Origin of the sequence: Cereibacter ovatus (assembly GCF_900207575.1) — a bacterium.
Taxonomy (GTDB): domain Bacteria; phylum Pseudomonadota; class Alphaproteobacteria; order Rhodobacterales; family Rhodobacteraceae; genus Cereibacter_A; species Cereibacter_A ovatus.
The window spans coordinates 79795-106754 of record NZ_OAOQ01000004.1; the positions used below are offsets into that span (position 1 = coordinate 79795).

Here is a 26960-nt window from a genome sequence, read left to right on the forward strand (position 1 = left end):
TTGGAAACAAGGAGACGCCATGAATCTGCAAGCCGAGACGCGCGGCGACCTGCTGGTGGTGCGCGTGGAAGAAGAAAGGATCGACGCCGCGGCGGCGGTCCAGTTCAAGGACCGGATGCGCGAATTGGTGAAGGCGCCCGGCTCTCGGGTGATGCTGGATCTGTCACGGGTGACCTTTCTTGACAGCAGCGGGCTGGGGGCGGTGGTGGCGGTGATGAAACTGCTGGGCCCGGATCGGCGGCTGGAACTCGCCGCGCTGGGGCCGGTGGTGCAGAAGGTGTTCCGCCTGACACGCATGGACCGGGTGTTCGTCATCCATGACCGCGTGCCGGACGGTCAGCCCGATGCATGCTGATACCGGCCGGGGCGGCGGCATCACCCGCATCACCATCGACAGCGACCCGCTTGCCGTCCGTCAGGCGCTGGCGCAACTGTTCGATTCGCTGCTGCTGCGATCTCTGGGCGAGGATGACCGGGGCGCCGCCGAAATCGTTCTGGCCGAGGTTCTGAACAACATCGTCGAACATGCCTATGCCAACAGTCACGGCGAAATCGAACTGGCCCTGGAACTTGGCCCGGGGCGGCTGACCTGCCAGATCACCGATCGCGGCGCGCCGATGCCGGACGGAACCCTGTCGGCCGACCCTGCGCCCCCGCCCGAGACGTCTCTGCCCGAAGGCGGGTTTGGCTGGTCGCTGATCCGAACTCTTGCCCACGATCTGGAATACCGCCGCGCCAATGGCGTCAATCGGTTGCGTTTCCGGATCGACTCGGCGCCGGCCTCGGCTTGCGGCGATGCTGGCCACCCGGGCGACGGATTGCCCTGCCGGGCCGACTCGGCGCCGGCCTCGGCTTGCGGCGATCCTGGACGCCCGGGCGACGGATTGCCCTGCCGGGCCGACTCGGCGCCGGCCTCGGCTTGCGGCGATCCTGGACGCCCGGGCGAGGGATTGCCCTGCCGGGCCGACTCGGCGCCGGCCTTGGCTTGCGGCGATCCTGGACGCCCGGGCGACGGATTGCCCTGCCGGGCCGACTCGGCACCGGCCGCGGCTTGTGGCGATGCTGGCCACCCGGGTAAGGGATTGCCCTGCCGGGCCGACTCGGCACTGGCCGCGGCAGAAACCGCATTTCCGCCAGAATCCGGCTGCGAATCTGCCGAACAGCACAGCGATGATGACATTGTAGCTGGATAAGGCTTCCCTCGGCGCGGCGGTCGAACGCCCCCACCCAGGCCTCTGCGCCGAGGTCTCTCATCCCGCCGCGATTCATGGCCCTGGATGACGCCGACTTTCGCGGCCCCTTGCTCCAAACAGACCATGGCCTGCCCGGTAACGGGATGGCCCGAAGGATCGGGTCAATGCCCTTGGCCGTCCCGCATTTCCACAAGAAAGATGGGTGCCAGTGCGGGATCTGGCCGCACCGCGGCACGGCCGTGGTCTCGCGGTCAGTTCAGTTGGAACTGCAACGGATAGCGGCCGTCCTCGAACTCGCCGAACAGTTCCGACAGGTCGGGATGCTCGACCGGCTCTCCGGTGTCGTCGGGCACAAGGTTCTGTTCGGACACATAGGCGACGTAGTAGCTCTGGTCGTTTTCGGCCAGCAGGTGATAAAAGGGCTGGTCGCGCGACGGGCGGCTGTCCTCGGGGATGGCGTCATACCAGTCTTCGGTGTTCGAGAACATCGCGTCCACGTCGAACACCACGCCCCGGAACGGATGCTTCCGATGGCGGAGAACCTGGCCCAGATGATACTTTGCTTCCGACTTGAGCATGTCACGCACCCCCGCGGACTCCATTATTCCCTCTGACATCCATTTGTCCACATCGACGCGCCGCATCACGGGAAACAGTATGTGGTCATTCGCCATCCGATGCTTCCGCCCCGACTTAAGTGAAAGGGCAGGCACCGCGATGCCAACGCCGGACAGTGGCGCCGGTTCCCGGTCCCTCGCGTTTTTCTGATCCGATCCGGGCGCAGGACCATTCCCCCCCCATCGGAAATGCCTTATCCTGAAGGCAAAATGAAAACGCGAGGGGCAGATGAGCAGACTTCTCCGCGCGGCAATCCTGCTGGTGTTTCTGGCATCTTGCGGCGGTGGGCGTTACTCGGCGCCGCGCGATCTGGAAAACGCCTGTAGCATCGCCGCCGAACGGCCTCAGTATTACCGGGCCATGAAGGCGACCGAGCGGCGCTGGGGCGTGCCGGTTTCAGTGCAAATGGCCACGATCCATCAGGAATCCAAGTTCATCGGCAATGCCCGGACCCCGCATCAGTATCTGCTGGGGATCATTCCGATGGGGCGGCAAAGTTCGGCCTATGGCTATAGTCAGGCGCTGGACGGGACGTGGAAGGACTATACCCAGCAGCGCGGCAAGCGGGGCGCCCGGCGTGACCGGATCGATGACGCGACCGATTTCATGGGCTGGTACATGGACGGCACGACCCGCAGCCTTGGAATCCCGAAATGGGACGCCGCGAACCAGTATCTTGCCTATCACGAAGGGCGCACCGGCTATTCCCGCGGCAGCCACAACGGCAAGCCGTGGCTTCTGGCGGTGGCGCAGCGCGTGGGTGAACGCGAACAGCGGTATCGCGCGCAGCTGGACTCGTGCCGGCGCTGATCTGCGCGGCCGTTACAGGCCGCGCTTGCCCATCTCGCCAGGGATGCTGAACAGCGAGGCAGGAAGGTTCGCCCCCTGCTTCATCTGACCCAGAATCACCGTGGTCTGGCTGCCGGTGTCGTCGGTGATGACCCATTGACGCAGCGCCACCGGATTGGCGGTGAACACCAGTTCGATCGTGCCATATTGGGGGTTTGCGGGGTCTTGCGCCACCACGCGGGTGGTATTGGCCACCTCTTGATGGGCCACGACCATGCGCGCCCGCCCCAGATCGACGGTTTCGGCCAGAATCAGGCCCAGCGGGGTGCGGCTCAGCGGATATTGCGCGGGCGGCTGGTTCGACTTGGCGTCGAAGATCGCAACCTGTCCGCCGCCTGCCATCACAAGGCTTTTTTCCGGCGGGGCATATTCGAACCGCGCCCGCCCCGGACGGCGGATGAACACCCGCCCGTTCGAGATCGAGCCATCGGCGTTCACCTGTTTGAAATCGGCCTCGGCGGTGGTCAGCCGGTTCAGATAGGCCGACAGCGCGGACAGCGGGATCTTCTCGGCCGCCGCGGGAACCGCAAGGGCAAGAAGGGCGAACGGGGCAAGGATCAGGCGCATCGGTTTCATGGCGTCAAGCTAATCCCTTCACCGTCGTTGCACATCCCCCCCGCCTTCACGTTGCGGCGAGGAGGATTTCACCCTTACTGCTCGGGCAGCAGGATTTCGCGTTTGCCAACGTGGTTGGCGGCGGTCACCACGCCGTTCTCCTCCATCTGCTCGACGAGACGGGCGGCCTTGTTGTAGCCGATCCCAAGCTTGCGCTGGATATACGAGGTCGAGCATTTGCGGTCTTTCGCGACCACGGCCACCGCCTGATCGTAAAGCGCATCCTCGCCGTCGGTGTTCCCGCCAAGGCCCAGAACCGCGTCGATATCGTCGGCGCGGTCGTCCTCGATCCCTTCGACCACGCCCGACATGTAGGACGGCGGCCCGAAGCTTTTCAGATGGTTGACGATTTCCTCCACTTCCTCATCGCTGACGAAGGGGCCGTGGATACGGGTGATCTTGGCGCCGCCAGCCATATACAGCATGTCGCCCATGCCCAGAAGCTGCTCGGCACCCTGTTCGCCCAGAATGGTGCGGCTGTCGATCTTCGAGGTGACCTGAAAGCTGATCCGGGTGGGGAAGTTCGCCTTGATCGTGCCGGTGATGACATCGACCGAGGGCCGCTGCGTCGCCATGATCAGGTGGATGCCCGAGGCCCGCGCCATCTGCGCAAGGCGCTGGATGCAGGCTTCGATTTCCTTTCCCGCCACCATCATCAGGTCGGCCATCTCGTCCACCACGACAACGATGAACGGCAGCTTGACGGGTTGCAGGTCTTCGGTCTGGAACACCGGCTCTCCGGTATCCTCGTCAAAGCCGGTCTGGATCGTGCGCTTGAACATCTCGCCTTTTTCAAGCGCCTCGGACACGCGGCCGTTGTAGCCCTCGATGTTGCGCACGCCCAGCTTCGACATCTTGCGATAGCGTTCCTCCATCTCGCCCACGACCCATTTCAGGGCGACGACCGCCTTTTTCGGGTCGGTCACGACGGGCGAAAGAAGGTGCGGAATACCGTCATAGACCGACAGTTCCAGCATCTTCGGATCAATCATGATCAGCCGGCATTCCTCGGGCGTCAGCTTGTAAAGCAGGCTGAGGATCATGGTGTTGATCGCCACCGACTTGCCCGAACCCGTGGTCCCGGCGATCAGCAGGTGGGGCATCTTGGCAAGGTTCGCAACGACCGGGCGGCCGGCGATGTCCTTGCCCAGCGCAAGCGGCAGCCGCATCGCGCTGTCGCCAAAATCGCGCGAAGCAAGGATTTCGCGCAGGATCACCTTTTCGCGGCTGGCATTGGGCAGTTCGATCCCGATCACCGTCCGGCCCGGCACGGTGGACACCCGCGCCGACAGCGCCGACATCGAACGCGCGATGTCATCGGCCAGACCGATCACGCGGCTGGCCTTCAGCCCAGGCGCCGGTTCCAGTTCGTAAAGCGTGACGACGGGGCCGGCCTGCGCGTCCACGATCTCGCCCTTGACGCCGTAATCGTCCAGCACGGATTCCAGCATCCGCGCGTTTTCCTTCAGCGCATCCACCGACAGCGTGTTGCGCACCACCGTCGAGGGGCAGGTCAAAAGCGACAGCGGCGGCAGTTCATACTGCGTTTCCCGCTCTTCGAACCGCAGCCGGGGCTGGGCTTCGGCCACCGCCTGTTTCGACGGCTGCGGCCGGGTCTGGGGCATCTGCACCGCCACCGCGCGTTCGGGCACCCGGGGGGTGACCGGTGCCGCGGCAGGCTCGGCCAGATCCAGCGCCCAGTCCGGGGTGTCGTCGAAATCCTCGTGTTCGCGCCATTCGGGGTGGTCGTCGTCATGGCCCGCGGCCTCGTAGGCCAGCAGGTCATCGCCGTAGGTTTCCGGGTCGGCTGCGTCCCAATCATCAGCGGGATGGTCCATGCGGACCCGCGGCGCGGCAAGCGAGGCGGCGGCCGCGTCCAGTGCGCTGACGGCCAGTTGCGCCGCGGCAGCGCCCACCGGCCCGCGCGAGGCCACCATCCCCGAGGCGAAACGGATCTTGTCGCCGCCCGCCACCAGCGGCGGTTCGGGCGGCAGTTCCATCGGGCCGCGGCGGCTGGCCACCAGTTGCGACTGGGCCGGGCGGCGGCGCGCCACCGGCGGCTCTCGCCGGGCGATGGCGGCGGCGATGGGCGACATCGGCGCCGTGGTCTGGCGCACGCGCGACCGGATCACATCGTTGATCCGCGCCTTGATCCGATCCTCGGTCGGGCCTTCGGCTGCGGCGGCATTGGCCGACAGCGTCGGCTCCACCAGTTCGGATTCGGGATCGGCGACGCGGCGGATGATCTGCGGCATCCGCGCCAGAAGGCCCTGCCGCTCGCGCACGGGGGGGGCGGGTTCGGGTTCGATGTGGCGCGGCTCGGCGCGCAGGACGGCGGGGCGGCCCCATGCGTCTTCGACCACCGGATCAGGCTCGGCGGCGACGGGCGCTGCGGGGCGCAACCGGCTGAGAAAGCTGGCCTTCGGCGCAGGGGCCGGTTCCGGTTCCGGTTCTTGGTCCGGCTGGCTGAAACGGGTGCGCGGGCGGGGCATCGCCTCGGCGCGGACAGCGGCGGCATCGACGGCGGCGCGGCCTTCGCGATGGGCGCGGATGCGGTCCTGCATCAGTTGCGCCGCCTGCGCCGATCCCTTACCGGCCAGTTCCAGCGCCGCATTATAGGTCACGACCAGCCCGACCAGCAGGAAATGGGCGATCCGACGCAGTTCGCGCGCGTCAAAACCGCAGACGTAAAGGCCCATGGCCACCAGCCCGCCCCCCGCCAGCAGCGACATGACCTTCAGCCCGAAGACCGCCGGCAGCGGCAGGATTTCCAGCAGCGCGCCCAGCACGGTATCGCCGAACAGCCCGCCCAGCCCGAACGAATGGGTCCAGTCCGCCCCCGGCACATGGGTCGCGGCATAGACCGACCCCAGCGCGATCGCGATCACGGCAAAGACGATCCGGCCCACCGCGCGCTCCTCGCCCCGGTGCAGCAGGAAGCGCCCGCCCCACGCGGCGGCAATGATCGGCAGCCCCCACGACCCCTGCCCCGCAATGATCATCAGCGTCGAGGCGACCGCGGCGCCGAACCGGCCCAGCGCGTTCTGTGCCGGCTCGTCGGTGGCGACCATCCAGCCGGGATCTTCGGGCGAATAGGTTGCAAGCAGCACCGCAAAGCACAGCGCGACCAGCAGAAGGCCGATCCCCAGCAACTCGCGCCCGCGCCGTTCCAGCATCGCCTGCATGTTCTGATCCAGAAGCGGATCGCGCTGCCGAGCGTTATAGGATGCCATGCTACCGTCCTCACCCGTAAAGGCAGTCGCGAAGCCGGATCAGCCCGCACTGCATGTCGTCTTTCGGGGCCACCATGGCGACCCTGATATAGCCCTTGCCGGGGTTCTCGCCGCCGACATCGCGCGCAAGATAGGCGCCGGGCAGAACCCGGACCCCGGTCGTGCGCCACAGATGCAGCGCCGCCGCTTCGCCATCCGGCACCGGCAACCAGAGGAAGAACCCGCCTTCAGGGCCCATATAGCCTTGCATCCCCGAAAAAACCTGATCGGCGATGCGAAATTTTTCCTGATAAAGCACGCGGTTGGCCTCGACATGGGCTTCGTCCGCCCATGCCCGTTCCGACACCCTTTGCACCGGAAGGGGCAGCGGCGCCCCGGCAAAGGCGCGCAACTGACGGATGCGGGCGATACCGCCCGCCCCCCCGGCCACAAAGCCCGAACGCAGCCCCGGCAGGTTCGACCGCTTCGACAGCGAATGGAAGGCAAACACCCGTTCCGGGTCGGCGCCGGTGGCATCGGCCACCTCAAGCGCGCCCACAGGCGGCGCGGTGCGCCAGATCTCGGAGTAGCACTCGTCGGCGAAGATGCGGAAATCGTGCTGTTCGGCCAGCGCCATCAGCCCGGCCCAGTAATCGCGCGAGGCCACAGCCCCCTGCGGATTGGCAGGCGAGCACAGATAGGCCAGCGCCGTGCGTTCCAGAATCTCGGCCGGCAGGCCCGCATAATCGGGCAGAAACCCGGTCGAGGCCAGCGCCGGCACATAGACCGGCTCGGCCCCCAAAGCGAGCGCCGCCATCGCATAGACCTGATAGAACGGGTTCGGCATCAACACCACCGGCCGACGCCCGCGCTTTTCTTCGGGGACCAGCGCAAGGGCCGCGTTGAACAGCCCCTCTCGTGTGCCGTTCAGCACCATCAGCCGCTCTGGCCCGACCGTGACCCGATAGCGCCGCGCGATCCATCCGCCGATCGCGGCCAGCAGTTCCGGCGTGCCCTCGTTCGGCGGATAGACCCCGAAACCCTGAAGCGACTCGGCCAGCACCGGGCCCACGAATTCGGGCATCGGGTGTTTCGGCTCGCCGATGGTCATGGCGATGGGATCGCCCCCCGGGGCGTGCTGATCCAGCAGCGTCCGCAGACGCGGAAATGCGTATTCTGGCAGGTTCGAAAACCGCTCGGGAAATGCCATGGACTGCCTCGTGATCGGGGTCGTATCGCCCCGTTTCCCGGCAGGATAGCGACAACCGCCCGCAGGGTCCAGAAAAACGCCGGCAGGCTGGCGCCTTGGCCCCGGTTGTGGCTTTTTCGCCCGTCAGCCCAGCGCCCGTTCGACGGCCATCCCCAACCGCAGAAGGCGGTCTTCCCCGAACGGATGCCCCATCAACGAGATCCCGCAGGACGGCTGCCCGGTCGGCAGGGTCAGCGCGCACAGCCCGAACAGGTTGCCGATCCGGGTGTTGCGCAAGGCCAGAAGATTCTCGGTGACGTAATACTCCTCGTCCGTCATCAGCCGCTGCGCGTTCGGCGGCACGATCGGCGAGGTCGGCAAAAGGACCGCATCCCACCCGGCCGTCCGCTGCAACCAGATCTGACGCAACGCCTCCAACCGGCGCCATGCCGCCAGATAGTCGGTCGCCGCAACCCCGCCCCCCGAGCGGAACCGCTCGAGAATCCGCGGAAACATCAGCTTCGGCGCCGCCTCGATCACCTCGCGCCAGATCGCATAGGCCTCGGCGGTGAACAGCACCCCGGCCAACGCCATCGCCTCGGCCACCTCGGGCAGGGCCAGCCGCTCGATCCGCGCGCCGGCACGCGCCAGCCGGGCCAGCGCCTCTTCAAAGCCACGCGCCGGCGCCTCGCGCAGGTTGTCCAGCGCCACCGTCTCAAGCACCAGAAACCGCGCCCCCGCCAGCGAGGCACCCCCCAGATCCGCCGCGCGCCGCCCCTCGAGCGCCGCCAGCAACAGCGCGCAATCCTCGACGCTGCGCGCCAGCGGCCCCACAGTGTCGAACCGCGAAGCCAAAGGCACCACCCCCGCCAGCGACAGCCGCCCCGACGTGGTCTTCAACCCCGCCAGATCATTCCACGCCGCCGGAATCCGGACCGAGCCGCCGGTATCCGACCCGATCGCCCCCGCAGCCAACCCGAAAGCCAGCGACGCCGCCGCCCCCGAAGACGACCCCCCCGGCACCGCCGCCGGATCGTTCACGCAAGGCGGCGTTGCGGTCACCGGGTTCAGCCCCAGCCCCGAAAACGCCAGTTCCGACATATGGGTCTTGCCCAGACAGACCAGCCCGCCCGCCGTGGCGGTGGCCAGCACCTCGGCATCGCGCGCCGGCACCCGCCCCGCAAGCAAAGCCGAACCCGCTTCGGTCGCGACCCCCGCCGTGTCGAACAGATCCTTCCACGACACCGGAACCCCATCCAGCGAGCCGCGCCGCACCCCCGCCTTGGCGCGCTGCGCCGCGGCCATCGCCTCGTCGCGCGCCCGCTGCGGCGTCAGCCGTGCATGGATGCGCGCGCTGTCGGGATGCGCCTCGGCCGCGTCCAGAAACGCCTCGGCCAGTTCCACCGGATGGATCCGCCCGGCCGCGATCCCGCGCCCCAGATCCGCCGCCGTCATCCACCGCCAGTCCATCGCCCGCCCCCGTTTCCGCCGCGGAACGGTAGCCGCACCGACGTCACTGGACAATCCCGCAACCCCGGCCATATTGGCCCCCATGACCCATGATGCCGACCTCCTGATCGCAGGCGGTGGCCTGAACGGCCCCGCCCTTGCCCTTGCGCTGGCCCAGTCCGGCTTTTCCGTGGCGGTGGTGGACGCGCGCCCCGCCCCCGCCCGTGCCGAGACCGGCTTTGATGGCCGCGCCTATGCCTTGGCGCTGGCTTCACAACGGCTGCTGACCGCGCTTGGGCTGTGGCAGGGCGTGGCCCCCCACAGCCAGCCGATCCTGAAGATCGTCACCGCCGACGGAACCACCGCCAACGGCCCCGCACCCTTCTTCCTCGCCTTCGACCATGCCGAAATCGAGGAAGGCCCGATGGGCTACATGCTGGAAGACCGTTTCCTCTATGCAGCCTTCCTGGCGGCCATGCAGGCGCATCCCAACATCCGCCTGATCTCTGGCGCGACGGTCGACGCGCAACAGATCACCGCCACCGGCGTCAGCATCACCCTCTCGACCGGCACCCACCTGACCGGCCGCCTGCTGGTCGGCTGCGACGGCCGCCAAAGCGGCTGCGCGGCCCGCGCCGGCATCCGCCGCACCGGCTGGGGCTATGGCCAGACCGCCCTCGTCACTGCGATCGAGCACGACCACCCACACCACGGCACCGCCTGGCAATATTTTCTGCCCTCCGGACCGCTCGCAATCCTGCCGCTGCCCGGCAACCGCTCCTCCATCGTCTGGAGCGAAACCGACGCCAATGCCGCCGCCATCCAGGCCCTGCCCGACGCGGACTACCTCGCCGCCCTGCGCCCCCGTTTCGGCGACTTCCTCGGAACCATCGCGCTGGCGGGCAGACGCTTCACCTATCCGCTGTCCCTCTCGCTTGCCCACAGCTTCGTGGCCCCCCGCCTCGCCCTGGTCGGGGACGCCGCCCACGGCGTCCACCCGATCGCGGGCCAGGGCCTGAACCTCGGCCTGCGCGACGTCGCGGCCCTGGCCGAAACCCTCACCCTCGCCGCCCGCCGCGGCGAAGACATCGGCTCCCCCCTCGTCCTCGACCGCTACCAGCAATGGCGCCGCTTCGACTCCACCGCCCTCGCGCTTGGCATGGATACGGTGAACCGGCTGTTCTCGAATGACAACCCGATCCTGCGCACGGGCCGCGACCTCGGCATGGGCCTCGTCAATGCGATCCCCGCCCTGCGCCGCACCTTCATCCGCCAGGCGGCCGGACTGACCGGCGACCTGCCAAAACTCTTGCAAGGCAAGCCGATCTGACGGCCTACCCTTTCATTCTGGCGCAAATATCCCGGGGGGCGCGGGGGGCAGCGCCCCCCGTCTTCTCAACCCCCCGTCTTCTCAAACTGACGGCGGGGGGCAGCCCCCCGCCGATCCAACTGCCAGCCGGAGCAAATCCCCCGCCAGTCACCGATCACCGCGTGCCCGCGCCCTCACAGGGCGCGCGCCTCGGACACCAGCATGATCGGAATCCCGTCGCGGATCGGGAAGGCCAGCTTCGCCGCCCTCGACACCAGTTCCTGCCGCTCGGCGTCATAGCCCAGCGCGGATTGCGTCACCGGACAGACCAGCGCCTCCAGCATCCGGCGGTCGAACAGGGGGGCCTCGGTCATTGCATCACCTCATCACCATTACCGCCCCGCAGGGCGAATTCGATCAATGTCACCAGCGTCTCGCGCCGGGTTTCCAACGACGGCGCCTCAAGCAGCGCCTGCTTGTCCTCGGGGTCGAAGGGGCAGAGCATCGACAGCGAGTTGATCAGCAACTCCTCCTCGGCTTCGCGCAGGCTGCCCCAGTCGGTCGACAATTCCATCGCCGCGAAATAGCGGCCCAGCAGATCCAGGAACGCCTCGCGGCGAAAGCCGCCGTCGGTTTCGACCGGCCCCAGATCGCGCGCGAACGGCGCCCAGTCCACCGTGCAGCGCCGGTAGGGCGAAAAGCCCTGCACTTCGGACACCACCCGGAACCGCGAGATCCCCGACAGCGTAACCATGTAGCGCCCGTCCTCGGTCTCGGAAAAGCCGGTCAGCCGCCCGGCGCAGCCGATGGCGTGAAGCCGTTTTTCGCCCCCGCCCGGCACCTCGCGCGGCTGGACCATGCCGATCAGCCGCTGCGGGGTTTTCAGCACATCCTCAAGCATTTGCAGGTAGCGCGGCTCGAAGATGTGCAGGGGCAGCCGGGCGCGCGGCAACAGCAGCGCGCCGGGAAGCGGAAAGACGGGAATGATGTCTGGAAGGTCGGCCTGCTTGATCATGCCCGCTTACCTAGTTCGCGCCCGGCGTCAGGCAAATATCATTGACGACAACCGGCGCCGGCCCTTCAGCACGATCGGATCCGTGGGCTTCAGCGCATCAAAGATCGTGAACAGCTGCGCCCGCGCCGCGCCGTCGTTCCATTCGCGGTCACGACGGAACAGCTCCAGCAATGCGTCCACCGCCTCGTCGATGCGGCCCGCCGCATGCAGCGCCAGCGCAAGATCAAAGCGGGCCTGCGGATTGGCCGGATCGGCCTCGACGGCGCGCTGCAACTCGGCCACCGGGCCGGCCTTGGCGGCCTGCCGGGCCAGTTCGATCTGCGCCTTGGCGGCCTCAAGCTCTTTGGCCTTGGCAATGGCGGGCGGGGCGGCATTGGCGAAAGCCTCGGCCTGTGCCACGTCACCCGCCGCCAGATGGCAGCGCACCAGCCCGGCATAGGCGGCGGCATTTTCCGGCTCTTCGCCCAGAATCGCGGCGAAGGTTTCCAGCGCATCGACCACCGCGCCCTCGGCCAGCATCTGCTCGGCTGCTTCCAGCGCCTCGGCCAGACCGCCGTCGCCACCCAGCGAGGCGATCTTGTCGACAAATTTCTTCACTTCCGACGGCGGCAACGCACCCTGAAAGGCATCGACCGGCTGGCCCTGAAAGAAGGCGAAGACCGTCGGGATCGACTGGATGCGCAACTGCCCCGCGATCATCTGGTTTTCGTCCACATTGACCTTGACCATACGGACCTTGCCCTTGGCGGCCAGCACCGCGGCCTCCAGCGCGGGGCCAAGCGTCTTGCAGGGGCCGCACCACGGCGCCCAGAAATCGACGATCACCGGCACGTCGCGGCTGGCGTCGATCACATCCTGCATGAAGGTCGCCTCGGACGTGTCCTTCACAAGATCGCCCTGCGGAGCGGCGCCCGTTGCGGTCCTGTCCCCGAATCCGAACATGGTTTATCCTCCGACTGACGTGGTGTTTCTATATGCGCGCGGGTCCGCGAAAGGCCAAGAGGCAAACCAGAGGAAGCCCCCGCCCGTGACGCATCCCATGCCGGCTATACAGGGGGCCGCGAATCCTGTATGGGGCATTGCAACGGCCCGAATGCTCGGGCGGCGGGTCAGGCAACCCGGCCGCGAAGGGGACAGGTTGGCCGTCAACCCGGGCGCCTCGCGCGTCCCCTTTCTGGCAGATACATGACCCATACGACTATCGCCGCGCCGCTGGCCGCGGCCCTGGCCGCCAAAGGCTACGATTCCCTCACCCCCGTGCAAGAGGCCGTTCTGGCCGAAGGCATCGCCGGCCGCGACGCGCTGGTTTCGGCCCAGACCGGATCGGGCAAGACCGTGGCCTTCGGCATCGCCGTGGCCGACCAGATCCTTCAGGGCAACGACAAGCTGCTGTTTGCCGACACGCCGATCGCGCTGGCCATCGCCCCCACCCGCGAACTGGCGTTGCAGGTCGCACGCGAACTGTCCTGGCTTTACGCTGAGGCCGGCGCCCAGATCGCCACCTGTGTCGGCGGCATGGACTATCGCAGCGAACGCCGCGCGCTGGAACGCGGCGCCCATATCGTCGTCGGCACCCCCGGCCGCCTGCGCGACCACATCGAGCGCGGCTCGCTGGATCTGACCGGCCTGCGCGCCGTGGTGCTGGACGAGGCCGACGAGATGCTTGACCTCGGCTTCCGCGAGGATCTGGAATTCATCCTGTCCAGCGCGCCGGAAGAACGCCGCACGCTGATGTTCTCGGCCACCGTTCCACGGGAAATCGAGGCGCTGGCCAAGGATTTCCAGCGCGACGCCGTGCGCATCCAGACCGCGGGCGAAAGAAAGCAGCACGCCGACATCGAATACCGCGCGCTGACGGTTTCCGCCCGTGACCGCGAACACGCGATCTTCAACGTGCTGCGCTTCTACGAGGCGCGCTCGGCGATCGTGTTCTGCAAGACCCGGCTGGCGGTGAACCATCTGCTGGCGCGGATGGGCAACCGCGGCTTTCAGGTCGTGGCGCTGTCGGGCGAGTTGAGCCAGCAGGAACGCACCCACGCCCTGCAAGCCCTGCGCGACGGTCGCGCCCGCGTCTGCATCGCAACCGATGTGGCCGCACGCGGCATCGACCTGCCGGGGCTGGAACTGGTGATCCATGCCGACCTGCCGTCGAATTCGGAAACGCTGCTGCATCGGTCGGGACGGACCGGGCGGGCGGGCTCGAAAGGGGTTTCGGTTCTGGTCGTGGCGCCGTCCGAGGTGCGCAAGGCCCAACGGCTTCTGACCGGCGCGAAGCTGGTGGCGGAATGGGCCAAGCCCCCGTCCGCCGACGAGGTGCAGGAACGTGACGACGCCCGGCTTCTGGAGCATCCGGTTCTGGCGCTGGATCTGGCCGACGAGATGCCGCTGGCCAACGCGCTGCTGGACCGCTTTGGTCCGCAGCAGATGGCGGCGGCCTTTGTCCGGCTGTGGCGCGAGGGGCGCTCGGCCCCCGAGGTGCTTCAGGATCTGACCCCGCCCGACGCCAGCACCCGCGCCCCGCGCGAACGCGGCGAATTCGGCGAGGCGGTCTGGTATTCCATCGGCGTCGGCCACACCGGCCGGGCCGAGGCGCGCTGGCTGTTGCCGAAGATCTGCGAAGCCGGCGGCATCACCAAGAACGAGATCGGCGCCATCCGCGTCCAGCAGGACAACACCTTTGTCCAGATCGCCAAGGCCGCTGCCGGCCGCTTTGGCGACGCGCTGGAAATCGAAGCCGGCGTCGGCATGATGCGCCTTGACGGCGAACCGTCGCTGGAACGGCCCGAACGCCCGGCCCGCAAACCCTATGCGCCGCGCCCCGAAGGCCGGCCGACCTCTCCGCGCGCCCCGCGCGACGAGGCCCCGCGCCGCGAAAAGCCGGCCTATCAGCCCAAGCCCGCACGCTTTGTCGATGACGCCGAGACCCCGCGCGCATCGGGCTGGACCCCGGACGACCGCCCGACCAAGGCCCCCCGTCCGCGCCGTGAAGACAGCGCGCCATTCGCGAAGCGTGAAATGCACGACGCCCCGCGCCCGCGCCGCGACGCCTCGGATGAGGCATCCGCCGACCGCAAACCGGCACGCGACGACAGCCGCAAACCGCGGTGGAGCCCGGATGACCGCGCCGAACGCTCGGCCCCGCGCTCGGCTGGGTTCAAGTCGCACGGCGGCAAATCCGACGCGGCGCCGCGCTCGGCCGGGTTCAAGTCGCATGGCGCGAAATCGGACCGGCCTGCCCGGACCGGCGACGACAGCCGTCCGCAGGGCGAAGGGTTCAAGCCGCGTTCGACCGATGCCCGTCCGGCCCGCCCGGCTGGCGAGCGCCCGTTCAAGGCCAAGACCGAAGGGGGCGAGCGCCCGCCCCGCGCCGGAGGCTTCAAGAAGGACGGATTCAAGAAGGACGCGCCGCGCAAGGCCCCCAAGGCCGACGCCAGCGATCCCTCGCGCCGCTTCACGCCGCCGAAGAAACCGCGCGGCTGATCCCAAAGGTCCGGGCCGGGGCGCGCGTCGCCTTTGGCCCGGATCGGACCGACGACGGCCCGGTTCGGGGCCAAGGCGGTTCTGTGACGGGGCCACGCCCACCTGTTCGGCAGACCAAGTCGCTGGACCTGCGCCCGGACACCCCCTTGAAAATATAAGCGATCAGGCCGCCAGCAGCGCCCGTGCCTCGTGGGCGCGCAGGGTCGCGCGGGCGGGTTCGTAACTGTCGGCGCCTGCTTCGGTGGCCAGTTCGGGAAAGATCGCCAGCAGTTCGGCGCACTGATCCTGATCCAGCCCGTCCAGCGTGCGGTCGCCGGGCTGGAAACTTTCCGTCCAGGCGCCATCGGCCATCACGATCTCGTGCCGGTCGAACAGGATGTGCAGATAGGTCACCTCGGGCACCTGCGCTTCTTCGATGCCGGGCAGGCCAAGCAGATGCAGCGCCCGCACCAGAACTTCGGATTCGTCAAACAGCAGCTCGGCCCGACCGTCCGACACCAGCATCCGATGCTGGCGCGACACCATCATGTCGCGCGACGGCCGGTCCGGCCCCAGCGCGCCGCGGCGGATCAGGATCGGCCGCAGTTCCGGATGCAGGAAAAGAGCCTCGGGGGTCAGCCGCCGCCGCCCGACCCAGCGCACCGGGCGATAGCCGCTGTCACGGGTCAGCACCATGTCGCCCACGGCCAGATCCTCGACCGCGACTTCGCCGCGCAAGGTCAGAAGCCGGCTGCCGGGGGTGAAACAGGGCACGGCCAGAACCTTGCGGATTGCCTCGATCTCGTCAAAGCGGATCGTTCCGGTCTGGCCGGTGTCGGTGGTGACGGTGACCCAGCCTGCCTCGGCGTTGCCCTCGTCATAAGCGATCTTGTAGGTCCAGCCCGGCTGTTTCAGCAGCACAAGCACATCGCGGTCGGTTCCGTCCGCATCCTCGCCGCCGACGACAACATCCCCGATGCCGGCAAAGAGCGTGTCGCTGCCGGTGCCGCCGGCCAGCGTGTCAGAGCCCGCGCCGCCGAACAGCCGGTCGTTGCCCGCGCCGCCATCCAGCTGGTCGTCGCCGTCACCGCCATCCAGCGTGTCATCGCCCAGCCCGCCTGACAGGGTGTCGTTGCCAGCGTCACCGTAAAGCAGGTCGGCCCCCGCATCGCCCGACAGCAGATCGCTGCCAGAGCCGCCAGAGATCGTATCGCTGTCGTCGCCGCCATACAGGCTGTCGTCGCCGCCGCGGCCGTCCATCAGGTCGTTGCCGGCACCGCCGTAAAAGACGTTGGTGTAGATGTCGCCGCTGACGGTGCCCTGCCCGTCGAACCCGATCAGCGTGTCGTCGTAGGCCGAGCCGATGATGCCATCGATCCCGTTCAGCGTATCGCCCTGCGCATCCCCGCCGGTGCCGGTGCCGGTCGACAGATCCACCCGCACCGCCGCGCCCGAGGTGCTGTAATCGGCATAGTCCATGCCGGTGCTGCCCAGAAGCGAATCCGCCCCCGCGCCGCCGCGCAACGTATCGTCGCCGGCGCCACCGTCGAGCGTGTCATTGCCGGCGCTGCCGATCAGGGAATCGTTGCCGGCATTGCCCGCAAGGTTGACCGCCGCGCCGGACAGGGCGCCGCTCAGCGTGTCGGAATAGGCCGTGCCCGAGACTGCCTCGATCGACGAGAAGGTGCCGCTGTCGGTGGTGCCCGCAAAGGCATAGCTGCCGGCGCCGGTGCCGGTATAGGTGACGGTCACCCCGGTCGCGACGGCGGAATTGGTGAAGTAAAGCAAGTCGTAATCGGCTTCGCCGTAGACCGTGTCGATGCCGTGGCCGTCGGTGATGTAGAACACATCGTTGCCGGTGCCGCCGTAAAGCAGGTCGTTCCCCGTCCCGCCTGCCAGCGTGTCGTTGCCCGCATCGCCGTAAAGCGTATCGTTGCCGCCCCCGCCCACGATCAGATCGTTGCCGTCACCGCCCAGCACGCGGTCGTTGCCGTCGTCATTCGTCCAGGAACCGAACGTATCGTTGCCCGCGCCCAGATCGATCGTGTCGTTGCCCGCACCACCGATCACGCTGTCATCGCCGGCGCCGGTGGCGATGCTGTCGGCGCCAGAAGACCCCGTCACCGTGTCATTGCCGGACCCAAGCAGGACACGCTCGATCTCGGAGAAGATGGCGGTGTAGCCGCCACTGGAGATGGTGCCAGCCTCGGGTGCGGTGAAGGTCAGTGTCGCGCCGACCGTCATGTTGGCATAAAGCAGGTCGCCCGCGACCATGCCGCCTTCGCCGCCGATCAGCGTGTCATTGCCAAAGGCATCGCCAATGCGCAGCGTGTCATCGCCGGTTCCGCCGCTGACATAGTCGTCGCCACTGCCACCGGCCAGAAGGTCGTTGCCATCATCGCCATAAAGCACGTCGTTGCCGGCGTTGCCGATCAGCGTGTCATTGCCGGAATAGCCATAGATGACATCATTGCCAGAGGTCCCGACCAGACTGTCGTCGAGAAGTATCCACCCAATGATCGTCGCCATGTCATCCTCGCGCAGCGCGGACTACCCCGGTGACTTCAAACGGACAAAGTGGGTCCGATTTAAGGCGCGATCATGGCGCCACAACGATAATCAGAATCCGCCCAGCCGGGGCAGCCATGTCGAAAGGCCGGGGACCAGCGTCAGCAGCAGCAGCACCGCCAGATGGGCCAGGTAGAACGGCGGCATCTCTCGCACCAGATCGCCCACCTTCAGCCGTGCAACCGACGAGACGACGAACAACAGGCTTCCCACCGGCGGCGTGATCATCCCCAGCGTCAGGTTGACGATGGTGACGATGGCGAAATGGATCGGATCAATGCCAAGGCTGTGCGCAATCGGCGCAAGGATCGGCGTCAGGATCATCACCCCCGGCAGCGGATCAAGAAACAGCCCGAACAGCAGCAGCAGCAGGTTCACCGCCAGCAGGAACAGAAGGGGGCTGGGCTCCATCGCGCCGATGGCGCCGGCCATGGCCTGCGGGATGCCCTCGACGATCAGCACCCAGGCGAAGGCCCGCGCGCCCGCCAGAATCAGCAGGATCGCCGTCGAGGTCAGCGCCGCGTTCAGCATCAGGCGCGGCAGATCCCGCAGCCGAAGCGAGCGATAGATCAGCATCCCGCAGGCCAGCGCATAGAACACCGCGATCACCGAAGCCTCGGTGGGGGTAAAGACGCCGAAGCGGATGCCGCCCACGATCACCACGATCAGGAACAGCGCCGGCAGCGCCCGCAGCGTCACGCCCACCATCTCGCGGACGGCGGGCCGCGGGGCGGCGCTGCGATAGCCGCGTCGGCGGCTGACGTGCCAGTTCACGGCGGTCAACGCGGCGGCAATCAGCACGCCCGGCAGGATGCCGGCCATGAACAGCGCCCCCACCGTCACCGACTGGTTCTGCATCGCGTAAATGATCATGATGATCGAGGGCGGGATGATCGGCCCCATCACCGCCGCCGAGGCCGTCAACGCCCCGGCATACCCACGGTGATAGCCGCCCTGATCCATCATGCGGATCATCACCGCCCCCGGCCCCGCCGCATCCGCCAGCGCCGAACCTGAAATCCCCGCGAACAGGGTCTGAGAAAAGATGGTGGCATAGCCAAGCCCGCCACGCAGATGCCCCACGAACTGCGAGGCAAATCGCAAAAGGATCTGCGTCATCGCCCCGCCGGTCATCAGCTCGGCGGCAAGGATGAAGAACGGCACCGCCATCAGCGGAAAGCTGTCGAGGCCGGCGAACATCTCTTTCACGACGACAAGCGCAGGATAGCGCCCCTCGATCAGCACCGCACCCAGCGCGGCGATGGCCAGCGCGAAGGCCACCGGCATTCCGATCACAAGAAGAAGAAAGAAGGCGGCGAACAGCGTCAGGGCCATAAGATCACCCCGCCAGCGGGGCGTCGGGCGGCGCCGACACCGACTCGAACCGGCCGGTGCGCAGCCAGACGGGCAGCGCAAAGGCCATGTGCAGAACCAGAAGCGCAAATCCCACCGGCATCGCCGCATAGATCCACTTGAACGAGATCCGGGTGGCGGGCGTCACCTGCCGGCCCATCCGATCCATGTAGTCCATGCCGGTCCAGACCATCAGACCGAAGAAGGCCAGCATCAGCGCCACCACCACCCCCCGCAGGACCAGCCCGGCCCGGGCCGGCAACGCCTGCTGAACGCCGCCCACGGCGACATGCAACCCCCGCCGCAGCGCAAGCCCCGCCCCAAGAAAGGTCATCCAGATCATCAGATACCGGGCCACTTCCTCGGCCCAGACCAACGACTCCGAGGTCAGGAACCGCAGCGTGACATTGGCGAACACGATGCAGGCCATCGCCCCCAGCAACGCGACAACCACAAGCCCGTTCGCGGCGACAAGAACCCGGTCAAGCCGGGACAGGATCAGGAACATGGCATGTCCGGGGATCGGTGGCCGCCCGGAATGGGCCGGCCGGAAAGGCAGGACCGCAGCCCGGGGCCGGGCCGCGGCAAGGGCTGGGCCGGCGCCTACTGGCTGTCCGAGATCCGGCGGATCAGATCCTCGCCATATTGCCGGGCATAGCCCTCATAGGCGGGCGCCAGCGCCTCGCGGAAGGCCGCGCGCTGCTCGGGTGTCAGGGTGCCGATCTGCATCCCTTCGGCTTTCAGCGTGTCGACGCCGCTTTGTTCTACATCATCGACAAAGGCCCGCATCGCCTTGGCCCCCGCGACCGCCCCCTTGCGGAAAGCGTCCTGATCCTCGGGCGACAGGCCGTCCCAGAACGGTTTGGACACCAGAAGCACGGCCGGCGAATAGACATGCCCCGACAGCGTCAGATGGGTCTGCACTTCCGACAGATGGGCCGAAGTAATGACCGAAAGCGGGTTTTCCTGCCCGTCGATGGTCCCCTGTTCCAGCGCGCCGATCACCTCGGGCCAGGCCATCGGCGTGGGGGCGGCGCCCAGCGTCTGGAAGGCGGTGATATGGACAGGATTTTCCATCGTGCGGATTTTCAGCCCCTTCAGATCGGCCGGCGCCGCGATGGCCGTGCGGTTGTTGGTGATGTGGCGGAAGCCCTGCTCGCCCCAGGCCAGCGCCACCAGACCCGCATCCTCGAACTTCGCCAGGATTTCCTGCCCGATCGGGCCATCCAGCACGCTGCGCGCATGGTCGAAATCCCGGAACAGGAAGGGGATGTCGAACACGCCGGTTTCAGGCACGAAATTGGCCAGCGTCCCCGACGAGACGATGGTCGCCTCGACCGTGCCGAGTTGCAGGCCCTCGATCACCTCACGCTCGCCGCCCAGCCCGGACGAGGGGAAGCTGCGGAAGGCATAGGCGCCGCCGGTGGCCGCCTCGACCGCTTCCTGCCAGGCCCGCGCGCCCGCACCGTAATGCGAGGTATCGGCCAGCGCATAGCCAAGTTTCACCTCGGTCTCGGCCTTGGCCACACCGGCAAAAAGGGCGGCGCAGACCAGAAGACCTGCCGGTTTGAATACTGTCATGGTGCCTCCTGCGGATCGGCGCCGGCTGCGGCGCGTGGCCAAGTGGTAACACATGCCGAAGGGAAAACAACGCCATGCGGCAACGCGGGCCAAGGCCCGGGCCGCGGATCGCGCAGACCTTGGCCACCCGGCAGGCCCCGAAGGCCCGCGCCCTTTCGGCCGCATCTGCGGGCATCGCCCGCGCCTGAATGCCGCGCAACAAGGCATCCGCCGGGGCAACTTGACGCGCCCCGCCGGATGCGAGTCGTTCGCGCGCGACAGGCTGCGGTCGATGCGGCATGTCCTAGGAAAATCACAGACAGACGGACGGACGGATGAGCGAAGAACGGCTGCGCGAGCTTCTGACAGGGCTGACGCTGATGGCGATGGTGGTGGCGGGCGTGGTGCATTTCGCCCTGCCGTCAACCCCATGGGCCCCGGTCGGGGCCGCGGCGCTACTGGTGGTGTTCGGCACCGGCGGCGTGCCCGCCGCGATCCGCGCGCTGACAACGCTGTGGCAGGAACGGGAACTCGACATCGACCTGTTGATGGTCATTGCGGCGCTGGCGGCGGCAGCGGTCGGTGCGGCGCTTGAAGGGGCGGTGCTGCTGACGCTGTTCAGCCTCTCGACCACGCTGGAACAGCGCGCGATGGGCCGCGCCCGCCGCGCGATCGAGGCGCTGATGGAACTGCGCCCCGACCGAACGTTGCGCCGCACCGCCACCGGCACCGAGGAGGTCGCAGTCGCCGATCTTCGCCCCGGCGACGTGGTGGTGCTGCGCCCCGGCGCACGGGTTCCGGTGGACGGCGTTGTGGTCGAGGGCGAAGGCCAGATCGACGAATCCACCATCACCGGCGAATCCGTTCCGGTGGAAAAAGCCCGCGGCGCGCAGGTATTCGAGGCGACGGTGAACCTCCATGGCGTGCTGGAAGTCGAAGTCCGCCGTCCGCTCGCCGAAAGCACCGTGGCGCGGATGATCCAGCTTGTGACCGAAGCGCAGGCCGCCCGCGCACCCTCGGAACGGTTCAGCGCATGGTTCGGGCAACGCTATACGGTGGCGGTTCTCGCCGGGTCGGTGCTGGCCCTTCTGGCGTTCCTCTGGATGGGGCGGGCATGGGATGACGCCCTTTACCGCGCCGCCACCCTGCTGGTCGCCGCCAGCCCCTGCGCCATCGTGATCTCGGTCCCGGCGGCAATCCTGTCGGCGCTGTCCGCCTCGGCGCGCGGCGGCGTGCTGTTCAAGGGCGGCGCAGCGCTGGAAACGCTGGCCAAAGTCCGCAGCTTTGCCTTCGACAAGACCGGAACCCTGACCACGGGCCGGCAGGAAATGGTCGAGATCGTCTGCGAAGGCGAACCGGACGACTTCCTCGCCCGCCTCGCCGGCCTTGAGGCGCACTCCGAGCACCCCATCGCCGACGCCATCCGCCGCGCAGCCGAGGCACGCGGCCTGACACCGGCCCCCGTGCGCGAGGCCCGCGCCGTGCCGGGCGAAGGCATGGTCGGCGTCGACGATCAGGGCATGATCTGGGCCGGCAACGCCCGCCTTGCCGCGCGAATGGGTGCCCGTAGCGGCCCGGTGGACCACCCCGACCAGATCGCAGCCCTGCATCAGGGCGCACAGACGATGGTGCTTCTGGGCCGCGGCGCCCGGCTGATCGGCGCAATCACCGTGGCCGACCGCCCGCGCGACAGCGCCGGCCCGGGAATCGAAGCCCTGCGCCGCGCCGGGATCGCCCGGATCGAGATGCTGACCGGCGACCGCCGCGCCGTGGCCGAACGGATCGGCACAGACCTCGGCATCCACCCCGACGAGATCCACGCCGAACTTCTGCCGCAGGACAAGGTGCGTATCGTGGCCGATCTGGCCGCAAGATCGCGCGTGGCCTTCGTGGGCGACGGCGTGAACGACGCCGCCGCCCTCGCCCGCGCCGACGTCGGCATCGCCATGGGCGCCGCCGGCTCCGAGGTGGCCCTGCAAGCCGCCGATGTGGCACTGCTGTCCGAAGACATCACCCGCCTCGCCGCCGCCCACCGCCTCGCCCGCAGAACCGCACGGATCATCCGCCAGAACCTGATCTTCGCGATGGGGGCGATGGTGACGCTGGTCACCGCAGGCCTGTTCTTCGACCTTCCGCTGCCTCTCGCCGTGATCGGACACGAGGGTGGAACGGTCCTCGTGGTGCTGAACGGCCTCCGCCTTCTCACCGACCCGATCCGCCGACGCAGCCCCGCCTGACCGCGCTTTCATTCTGGCCGAAATATCCCGGGGTCCGGGGCAGCGCCCCGGGGCCTGCCACAGGCGCCGCGGGAAAAGAAACCCCCCGGCCACGCGCAGGGCCGGGGGGCAGGTCCATCAAACAGACATGGCCCGATCAGAATTCCCCCGATCAGAACTCCAATGCGCGATCACCGTCGGCATCCCTGATCCGGCTGGGCAGGCCCATCCGGTTCAGCAGACCCAGGAACGGCCTCGGGTCCAGCTCCTCGACGTTCACCATCTTCTTCACATCCCAGGTGCCGTTCGCCACCAGAATCGCCGCCGCCACCGGCGGCACGCCCGCGGTGTAGCTGATCCCCTGGGATCCCACCTCGGCATAGGCTTCGGCATGGTCGGCGACGTTGTAGATGAAGACCTCGACCGGTTCGCCGTTCGTGGTGCCCTTGACGATATCGCCGATGCAGGTCTTGCCGGTATAGTCCGGCGCCAGCGATGACGGATCGGGCAGAACCGCCTTCACCACCTTCAGCGGCACCACCTCTTGCCCCTCGGCGGTCGTCACCGGCTTTTCACTCAGCAGGCCAAGGTTCTTCAGCACCGTGAAGACATTGATATAGTGATCGGAAAAGCCCATCCAGAACCGGACATCCGCCTGCGGATAGGTCGCAGACAGCGAATGAACCTCGTCATGGCCGGTCATATAGGCTTTCTGACGGCCCACCACCGGCAGGTCGAACTCTTGCCCGACCTCGAACATCCGGTTCGCCTGCCAGGCGCCGTTCTGCCAGGACCAGACAGTGCCGGTGAACTCGCGGAAGTTGATCTCGGGATCGAAATTGGTCGAGAACCAGCGCCCGTGGCTGCCCGCGTTGATGTCGACGATATCGATCGATTCGATATTTTCCACATAGGCGTCGGCGGCCAGACGCGCATAGGCGTTCACCACGCCGGGATCGAATCCCACGCCCAGAATCGCCGTGACCCCGGCCGCCGCGCAGCGGTCGCGGCGCTGCCATTCATAGTTGCCATACCACGGCGGGGTCTCGCAGATCTTCTTCGGATCTTCGTGAATCGCGGTGTCCATATAGGCCACGCCGGTTTCGATGCAGGCTTCCAGCACCGGCATGTTCACGAAGGCAGAGCCGACATTGATCACGATTCCCGTCCTGGTCTGCCGGATCAGCGCGGCCACGGCGGCGCTGTCCATCGCATCGACGGCATGGGCCGCGAACACGCCCGGCACCTTCATCGCGCCCTTCTCGTGAACCGACGCGATGATCGCCTGACATTTCGAGACGGTGCGCGAGGCGATATGCAGGTCGCCCAGCACATCGTTGTTCTGCGCGCATTTGTGCGCCACCACCTGCGCGACGCCACCGGCACCGATGATCAACACGTTCTTCTTCACTTCGAACCGTCTCCTTCAAGGCCAAATCCGGGCAAGGACAGAGGGAAGCGCCTCGTTCAGCCGAGGCTGGAGGCATAATCGGCATAGCCGAATTCGCGCGCGACGCGCAGCGATCCATCGGGGTCACGCAGGACGATGCCGGGCATCTTGACCCCGTTGAACCAGTTCTTCTTCACCATCGTGTAGCCCGCGGCATCCACGACAGACAGACGATCCCCGACCTTCAACGGTTCCTTGAATCGGAACTCGCCGAAGATGTCGCCGGCAAGGCAGGACTTGCCGCAGATCATGTAGGAATGATCGCCCGTATCGGGTTCGATCTTCGCGGACTGGCGGTAGATCAGCAGGTCCAGCATATGCGCCTCGACCGACGAATCGACGATGGCCAGCTTCTTGCCGTTGTCCAGCAGGTCCAGCACCGTCACCTCAAGCGTGGCGCTGCGGGTGATCGCGGCCTCGCCCGGTTCCAGATAGACCTGCACGCCCATCCGCTGCGCGAAATCCTTCAGCCGCGCCGCCAGCTTTTCCACCGGATAGCCGTCGCCGGTGAAATGGATGCCGCCACCAAGGCTGACCCAGTCCAGCCGGCGCAGAATCGCGCCGAACCGGCCCTCGATCTCGGCCAGTTGCCGGTTGAACAGGTCGAAATCGGCGTTTTCACAGTTGTAGTGGATCATCACGCCCGAAATGTCGGGCAGGACGGACTCGATCTTCTCGGCGCTCCACTCGCCCAGCCGGCTGAAGGGGCGCGCGGGATCGGCCAGATCGAACCCCGAGGTCGAGATGCCCGGATTCAGCCGCAGCCCGCGGGCGATGCCGCCGGTGCGGTCCTTGAACCGCTGCAACTGACCGATCGAGTTGAAGATAATCTTGTCGGCATAGCTTACCGCCTCGTCGATCTCGTGATCGGGCCAGGCGACGGAATAGGCGTGGGTTTCCTTGCCGAACTTCTCACGCCCCAGCCGCAGCTCATACAGCGAGGACGAGGTGGTGCCGTCCATGTGATCGCGCATGAAATCGAAGGCGGGCCATGTGGCAAAGCATTTCAAGGCCAGCAGCGCCTTGGCGCCCGAAGCCGCACGCAGGCGGTCGATGATCGCCATGTTCCGCCCAAGCGAAGCCGAATCGATCAGGTAGAACGGCGTCTGGATCATGCGAACCCCCCGGGCACGAGAAGGAAAGACGGGGGCGTATAGGGCCACCCCCCCCCTGATGCAAGCCTTTTGCGGCAGGCGCATGACAACCGCACCGCGGGGGCCGGTATGACGGCAATCCGCGCGACAGAAAGGGGCGGGCGCCTCGCCCGATCAGACCATGCGGATCGTGTCCTTGCCCACCGCCAGCATGTAGCCGCGCCGGGCGATGGTCTTGACCAGCAGTTCGCTGACCATCTGGTTGCCCAGCGCATCGCGCAACCGCTTGACGCGGGTGGCGCCGGCGGCCTCGTCGCAGTCGGCCACGTTCTTGCCCGAGATCACCGCCTCAAGCTGTGCGCCGCTCAGCACGTCGTCATCCATCCGCGCCTCGGCCAGAACCGACAGCGTCTCGATCGCGGCTTCGGTCAGGGTGAATTCCATGTCGTTGATATAGACCGACCGGCTTTCGCGGCTGATCATCAACGACGAGACCTGAATCCCCGACCGCTGGATCGCCGACATCCGCCGGTTCAGCGCGATGATCGTCACCAGCAGCACCAGTGCCGCCACCAGAAGCGAGGTCGAGAACACCAGCAGCACGAAGATCACCATCCGGTAGCTGGCCAACACCTCGGAAAAGGTGGTGCCGGACTGGGCAAGGATCTCAAGCAGGCGGATCTCGGGGCCGGATCGCAACTGGTCGACCTCGACGAACAGGCGTTCGACCCGTTCGTTGAAGGCGTCGGCATCGGGCAGGTTCAGAAACAGGAACACCGCCGCGCCCAGCAGGATCAGCACGATGGCAGCGATCCCGCCCGCCACCACCCGGTTTCCGGCGCGCAACGAGTCAGTAGCGGAGGAAGTATCGGCCGGCACTGGCTTTCCTTTCATCCAGCCCCTCGGGCCCGAAGGTCGACAGAACATTCAGCAGCGTCCAACCGCCCGCAGCCAGCCGGGGCGCCAGTTCGCGTGCGGCGGCGCGGGTGTTGCAGGGATTGTCGGACACCTCGGCCACGCCATAGTGAAGCCGCAGGGGGTGGTCCTGCTTGGCCTTGTAATCGGCGAAACAGGCGGCCCCGGCCGGTGCGGCCAGCCCGCCCGAAATCGCCATCGCCAAGGCCAGCACAACCGGCAGGGCGGATGAGATCATGGAACTGCTCCGGTTTTCATCCGTTCGATCATGGGCAGACCGGGCCGGATAATCAATGACACGGCGGAAGCTTGCCGGTGGTTATCGCCTATCAACCGGCTGATATTGCGCCGCCAGCCGTGGCGTGGCCATGGTCGGGACAAGCCGTCCGGCACGATGCAGGGCGAGCAACAAGGAAGCAGACATGACCGCTTTCAGACGCATCAGCGCAGGCCTTGCCGCAGTCGCCGTGGCGCTGGGGCTTGCCATAGGCGCCACCCCGGCGCAGGCCGATTCCAACGATGTCGCCAAGGCCGTCGCGGGCATCGCGGCGCTGGCCATCATCGCAGACCAGATCGACCGCAACCGCGAACCCGACCAGTCCCGGCGGGTCTGGAATACGCAAGACACCTACCGCCCGCAGGTCTATCGCAGCCCGCAGGCCAACGGCCGCTGGGATCCGCCGCCGCAGCATGTCTGGCGCGACCGCGACGGGCGCATCCACAACCCGGGCAACTGGCGCGACGACCGCTACCGGCACGACCGCCGCCCCGCGCGGGCCCAGCGCGAACTGCCGCGCGAATGCCTTGTGCGGGCGCGCGACGGCCGCGTGGCCTACGACGCGCGCTGCCTGAGGCGCCACGGCTTCCGCTACTGACCGCGTTCCGGGCGCATCCCC

General features: G+C 67.4%; 23 protein-coding genes. 7 read left to right on the forward strand and 16 right to left on the reverse strand.

Going from position 1 to position 26960, the window contains the following annotated elements:
* Positions 1 to 19: 19 nt before the first annotated feature.
* Positions 20 to 355, forward strand: a complete 336-nt coding sequence (locus tag CRO07_RS06645; RefSeq protein ID WP_097029910.1) for an STAS domain-containing protein — start codon at positions 20 to 22, stop codon at positions 353 to 355.
* Entirely contained in the window at positions 345 to 1193 is an 849-nt protein-coding gene (locus CRO07_RS06650) for an ATP-binding protein (protein WP_097029911.1), read from the forward strand. Before CRO07_RS06645 ends, CRO07_RS06650 begins: the two co-directional genes overlap by 11 nt.
* 251 nt (positions 1194 to 1444) lie before the next feature.
* Here CRO07_RS06650 and hspQ read toward each other — a convergent pair whose 3' ends face one another.
* Positions 1445 to 1771: a heat shock protein HspQ gene (hspQ, locus tag CRO07_RS06655; RefSeq protein WP_097030084.1), complete on the reverse strand. Its 327-nt coding sequence runs from the start codon at positions 1769 to 1771 to the stop codon at positions 1445 to 1447.
* A gap of 268 nt (positions 1772 to 2039) precedes the next feature.
* On the opposite strand from hspQ, the gene CRO07_RS06660 reads away from it, so the two are divergent.
* A complete protein-coding gene (locus CRO07_RS06660; protein WP_097029912.1) occupies positions 2040 to 2621 on the forward strand; it encodes a transglycosylase SLT domain-containing protein in 582 nt (193 codons plus the stop codon).
* A 12-nt stretch (positions 2622 to 2633) separates the two neighbouring features.
* On the opposite strand, the gene CRO07_RS06665 is transcribed toward CRO07_RS06660, so the two are convergent.
* The 4 genes from CRO07_RS06665 to CRO07_RS06680 form a co-directional block, all read right to left on the reverse strand.
* Positions 2634 to 3236: a LolA family protein gene (locus CRO07_RS06665; RefSeq protein WP_176504503.1), complete on the reverse strand. Its 603-nt coding sequence runs from the start codon at positions 3234 to 3236 to the stop codon at positions 2634 to 2636.
* Between the two features lie 74 nt (positions 3237 to 3310).
* Positions 3311 to 6508, reverse strand: a complete 3198-nt coding sequence (locus tag CRO07_RS06670) for a DNA translocase FtsK (RefSeq protein ID WP_097029913.1) — start codon at positions 6506 to 6508, stop codon at positions 3311 to 3313.
* Positions 6509 to 6518: 10 nt separating this feature from the next.
* On the reverse strand, positions 6519 to 7697 hold the full coding sequence (locus CRO07_RS06675; protein ID WP_097029914.1) for an aminotransferase class I/II-fold pyridoxal phosphate-dependent enzyme: 1179 nt from the start codon (positions 7695 to 7697) through the stop codon (positions 6519 to 6521).
* A 123-nt stretch (positions 7698 to 7820) separates the two neighbouring features.
* A complete protein-coding gene (locus CRO07_RS06680; RefSeq protein ID WP_097029915.1) occupies positions 7821 to 9146 on the reverse strand; it encodes an amidase in 1326 nt (441 codons plus the stop codon).
* Positions 9147 to 9228: 82 nt separating this feature from the next.
* On the opposite strand from CRO07_RS06680, the gene CRO07_RS06685 reads away from it, so the two are divergent.
* Positions 9229 to 10455, forward strand: coding sequence for an FAD-dependent monooxygenase (locus CRO07_RS06685; protein ID WP_097029916.1), 1227 nt, complete (start codon positions 9229 to 9231; stop codon positions 10453 to 10455).
* Positions 10456 to 10628: 173 nt separating this feature from the next.
* Here CRO07_RS06685 and CRO07_RS06690 read toward each other — a convergent pair whose 3' ends face one another.
* From CRO07_RS06690 to trxA, 3 genes are read right to left on the reverse strand one after another with little or no spacing between them, the layout of a single operon-like run.
* Positions 10629 to 10808 (reverse strand): Trm112 family protein, encoded by a 180-nt coding sequence (locus tag CRO07_RS06690; protein ID WP_097029917.1) that lies wholly within the window; start codon positions 10806 to 10808, stop codon positions 10629 to 10631.
* A complete protein-coding gene (locus CRO07_RS06695; protein ID WP_097029918.1) occupies positions 10805 to 11449 on the reverse strand; it encodes an LON peptidase substrate-binding domain-containing protein in 645 nt (214 codons plus the stop codon). Before CRO07_RS06695 ends, CRO07_RS06690 begins: the two co-directional genes overlap by 4 nt.
* A gap of 27 nt (positions 11450 to 11476) precedes the next feature.
* Positions 11477 to 12391 (reverse strand): thioredoxin, encoded by a 915-nt coding sequence (gene trxA / locus CRO07_RS06700; protein ID WP_097029919.1) that lies wholly within the window; start codon positions 12389 to 12391, stop codon positions 11477 to 11479.
* A gap of 243 nt (positions 12392 to 12634) precedes the next feature.
* Here trxA and CRO07_RS06705 point away from each other — a divergent pair, with 243 nt between their 5' ends.
* Positions 12635 to 14929 (forward strand): DEAD/DEAH box helicase, encoded by a 2295-nt coding sequence (locus CRO07_RS06705; protein WP_097029920.1) that lies wholly within the window; start codon positions 12635 to 12637, stop codon positions 14927 to 14929.
* A gap of 162 nt (positions 14930 to 15091) precedes the next feature.
* Here CRO07_RS06705 and CRO07_RS06710 read toward each other — a convergent pair whose 3' ends face one another.
* From CRO07_RS06710 to CRO07_RS06725, 4 genes are all read right to left on the reverse strand, one after another.
* A complete protein-coding gene (locus CRO07_RS06710) occupies positions 15092 to 17437 on the reverse strand; it encodes a Hint domain-containing protein (protein ID WP_097029921.1) in 2346 nt (781 codons plus the stop codon).
* 90 nt (positions 17438 to 17527) lie between these two features.
* Positions 17528 to 18811 carry a TRAP transporter large permease gene (locus CRO07_RS06715; protein ID WP_097029922.1) on the reverse strand — a complete coding sequence of 428 codons (1284 nt, stop codon included), beginning with the start codon at positions 18809 to 18811 and terminating at the stop codon, positions 17528 to 17530.
* Positions 18812 to 18815: 4 nt separating this feature from the next.
* A complete protein-coding gene (locus CRO07_RS06720) occupies positions 18816 to 19337 on the reverse strand; it encodes a TRAP transporter small permease (protein WP_176504504.1) in 522 nt (173 codons plus the stop codon).
* Positions 19338 to 19432: 95 nt separating this feature from the next.
* A complete protein-coding gene (locus tag CRO07_RS06725; RefSeq protein WP_097029923.1) occupies positions 19433 to 20410 on the reverse strand; it encodes a TRAP transporter substrate-binding protein in 978 nt (325 codons plus the stop codon).
* Positions 20411 to 20724: 314 nt separating this feature from the next.
* Here CRO07_RS06725 and CRO07_RS06730 point away from each other — a divergent pair, with 314 nt between their 5' ends.
* Complete coding sequence (locus CRO07_RS06730) at positions 20725 to 22626, forward strand: heavy metal translocating P-type ATPase (RefSeq protein ID WP_097029924.1); 1902 nt, start codon at positions 20725 to 20727, stop codon at positions 22624 to 22626.
* 151 nt (positions 22627 to 22777) lie between these two features.
* On the opposite strand, the gene CRO07_RS06735 is transcribed toward CRO07_RS06730, so the two are convergent.
* The 4 genes from CRO07_RS06735 to CRO07_RS06750 all read right to left on the reverse strand — a co-directional run bounded on the left by CRO07_RS06735 (position 22778) and on the right by CRO07_RS06750 (position 26302).
* On the reverse strand, positions 22778 to 24016 hold the full coding sequence (locus CRO07_RS06735; RefSeq protein ID WP_097029925.1) for a saccharopine dehydrogenase family protein: 1239 nt from the start codon (positions 24014 to 24016) through the stop codon (positions 22778 to 22780).
* A 56-nt stretch (positions 24017 to 24072) separates the two neighbouring features.
* Complete coding sequence (nspC, locus tag CRO07_RS06740; protein ID WP_097029926.1) at positions 24073 to 25170, reverse strand: carboxynorspermidine decarboxylase; 1098 nt, start codon at positions 25168 to 25170, stop codon at positions 24073 to 24075.
* A 153-nt stretch (positions 25171 to 25323) separates the two neighbouring features.
* Entirely contained in the window at positions 25324 to 26043 is a 720-nt protein-coding gene (locus CRO07_RS06745) for a winged helix-turn-helix domain-containing protein (RefSeq protein WP_407919622.1), read from the reverse strand.
* A complete protein-coding gene (locus tag CRO07_RS06750; protein ID WP_097029928.1) occupies positions 26000 to 26302 on the reverse strand; it encodes a hypothetical protein in 303 nt (100 codons plus the stop codon). The genes CRO07_RS06745 and CRO07_RS06750 overlap by 44 nt, the downstream gene beginning before the upstream one ends.
* Before the next feature lie 184 nt (positions 26303 to 26486).
* On the opposite strand from CRO07_RS06750, the gene CRO07_RS06755 reads away from it, so the two are divergent.
* Positions 26487 to 26939 (forward strand): hypothetical protein, encoded by a 453-nt coding sequence (locus tag CRO07_RS06755; RefSeq protein WP_097029929.1) that lies wholly within the window; start codon positions 26487 to 26489, stop codon positions 26937 to 26939.
* Positions 26940 to 26960 lie beyond the last annotated feature (21 nt).